The sequence below is a fragment of the Phytoactinopolyspora endophytica genome (assembly GCF_004138495.1).
Classification (GTDB): Bacteria; Actinomycetota; Actinomycetes; order Jiangellales; family Jiangellaceae; genus Phytoactinopolyspora; species Phytoactinopolyspora endophytica.
Genome location: NZ_ML142853.1, coordinates 225,851 through 228,598, shown reverse-complemented (window position 1 = coordinate 228,598; position 2,748 = coordinate 225,851). Strand labels below are relative to the sequence as shown.

Annotated in this window: 1 protein-coding gene and 1 pseudogene; one reads left to right on the top strand and one right to left on the bottom strand. The window is 69.6% G+C overall.

The genetic code is table 11. The features are described 5' to 3' along the window. The coding region (locus tag ELR45_RS11885) for a MiaB/RimO family radical SAM methylthiotransferase (RefSeq protein ID WP_240759499.1) at window positions 1-1,192 on the top strand (1,192 nt) is incomplete at its 5' end. Window positions 1,193-1,513: 321 nt separating this feature from the next. Here the strand turns inward: ELR45_RS11885 and ELR45_RS11875 are convergent. Continuing rightward, window positions 1,514-2,748, bottom strand: a pseudogene (locus ELR45_RS11875) (hypothetical protein); the annotation flags it as partial.

The window sequence follows — 2,748 nt, the reverse complement described above, 5'->3', positions numbered from 1 at the left end:
CGGGTGCATGGCCGAGCGCTATGGTGAGCAGCTCGCCAACGAGCTGCCGGAGGCCGATGCCGTTCTCGGGTTCGACGATTACACGTCCATCGGTGACCGCTTGCGCAGCATCCTCGCCGGGAACCCGCACGTCCCGCACGTTCCGCAGGACCGCCGTAAGCTGCTGCCCGTCACACCGGTCGAGCGTCAGGCCGCGGCCGGCGCGGTGCCGGGGCACGGCGCCGCAGTGGCCGCGCCGGACCTGCCCGGCGACGTCGCTCCGGCGTCCGGGCCGAGGGCCGTGCGACGACGGCTCGACGGCGGCCCGATGGCGCCGTTGAAGCTGGCCAGCGGATGTGACCGGGCCTGCACCTTCTGCGCCATCCCGATGTTCCGGGGTTCATTTCTTTCCCGCCGCCCGACCGACCTGCTCGACGAGGCGCGCTGGCTGGCCGACCAGGGCGCCAAGGAGCTCTTCCTGGTCAGCGAGAACTCGACGTCCTACGGCAAGGATCTCGGCGACCTGCGGTTGCTTGAGACGCTGTTGCCGGAGCTGGCCGCCATCGACGGGGTCGAGCGGGTGCGGGTCTCCTACCTCCAGCCGGCTGAGATGCGCCCGTCGTTGGTCGAGGCGATGACCTCGACACCCGGTGTGCTGCCTTACTTCGACCTGTCGTTCCAGCATGCGAGCGCGACGGTGTTGCGGCGGATGCGACGGTTCGGGTCCACCGAGCCGTTCCTGGAGCTCATCGAGACGATCCGGGCCAGGACGCCGGAGGCGGGGATCCGGACCAACGTCATCGTCGGTTTCCCTGGCGAGACCGAGGAGGACGTCGCGGAGCTGGAGGACTTCCTGACCCGGGCGCAGCTGGACGTGGTCGGCGTGTTCGGCTACTCCGACGAGGACGGCACGGAGGCGGTCGCATTCGACGGCAAGGTCGACCCGGACGAGGTCGCGGACCGCGTGGAGCAGGTGACGACGTTGGTCGATGACCTCGTCGCGCAGCGGGCCGAGGACCGGATCGGGGAGACAGTCGACGTGCTCGTGGAATCGGTCGTCGACGGCGTGGTCGAAGGTCGCGCCGTCCACCAGGGTCCGGAGGTCGACGGTACGACGACGGTGGCCGGGGTGGAAGCGTCCATCGGAGACACCGTGCGGGCCGTCGTCGTCGATAGCGACGGTGCCGACCTGACCGCGAAGCCCGCCCGCTGATCGTCGGCTGTGGTGTCACCTTCGGGGCCGTTGGTTTGTCCGCGGCGATGATCGGCGGCACTCACCAATACTCGGAGGGGAGTTTGCCCTCGATGTCGCGGACGTGTTGGCGGCTGCATCCGGGGCAGAGCCAGGTCTTGCGGCCGTCGGTGAACTCGACCATCCACGCGAGCCGTTGGGCCGGTGGGTCGTCCGACCTGAGTCGGCCACATCGACTGCACGCTGTTGTCCGCTCGGAATCGTCGTCGGATTCAGTGCCCATCAGGCCCCCAGGATAGGCCAACCGCGCGGGTCAGCTGTGCGGTTGCGGGGTTGCTCGTTTCAGGTGCGGGCAGGGGTGATGCGACGCAGGAGTTCGGGACCGTACTGGTCGAGGTAGCGCCCACCGAGGTGGTTGCCGAGCCGGAGCAACAGCAGGCCATAGACCGGGCCTGCCACGAGCAGTGCCCAGCCCAATCCGAGATTCCACCACGTGGCGAGGGCCAGAGCGACATACACCGGCAGCGACAGCAACCCCACGATCAACCCGCCGGCGAACTGTTGAAGAACGACGACGACGTTTCCGCCACTCGGCGTGATGAACGGGTTCGCGCCGGCCGGGGGAGCCGGGAACGCGATGACGACGCTGCTCACGGAGCCGAAGGCGAGACCGATGAGCACCGTGCTTGCGGAGCTGCCGATCGTGGCGGGAAGGAGATCGGGGCGGGCGACGACGACGCAGACCGCGACGGCCGCGACCACGACTACCGGTATCGCCCACGCTCCGGTGCCCAGTGCACGTCCCGCTCGGTCGACACGGCCTGGCAGGCTGACGGCCAGATGTGACCAGAGCGCGGTGCCGTCGTAGGCGGTGTGGTTGAGCATCATCAGCCCGATCAGCGTGCCGACGCCCGGCACCACTAGGACGAGCGCGTCGCCGCGGAACCCAAGCGCCATCGGGCCTATGGTCAGTGCGAGCAGGATGAACGGGACAATCAGCAGACTGACCCGCTGGCGAGGATCGCGCCACCACAACTGTAGGACCCTCCCGGCGACGGCTCCGGTCACCGTGTCCGGCAACAACCGACGTGCCCACCCTGGTGTCAGCGGCTTGAACGACGGATGGGCGTTGTCGTGGACGTTCGCGGCCGTACGAGTCCAACGAGAGATGGCGAATCGTGGACCGATGGACTGCTGGGACCCGTCGAGTTGCCGGCGGGCCGAGTGGGGGCCGGCGGAGTGAGTGGATCGCGCGCCATCGCTTCGGCTGCCGTTCGGTTGAGGTGCATTCACGTGGGCGTCGTATGCCAACAAGCCGTCGGGTGGGGCGCCGCCGCGGCGCGAACCGGTCGGGTGATCGGCAGCTGTCCGGCTGCCGACGCCGAGGGCGGCGGTCCCTTCGAGGGCGCCGCGGGCGGCGGCGGGCCCTTCCCGGCGGCGAGAGCGACGCGACCTCGCGCGCGACGGTGAACCGCCGTTCTCCAGCGACCGGCGTAGCGCCCGCTCCCAGACGACCAGCAGCACGCCGACAGTGAGCACCACGACGAGCAGCCGTGCGAGCCCGGTCGCGGCGGAGC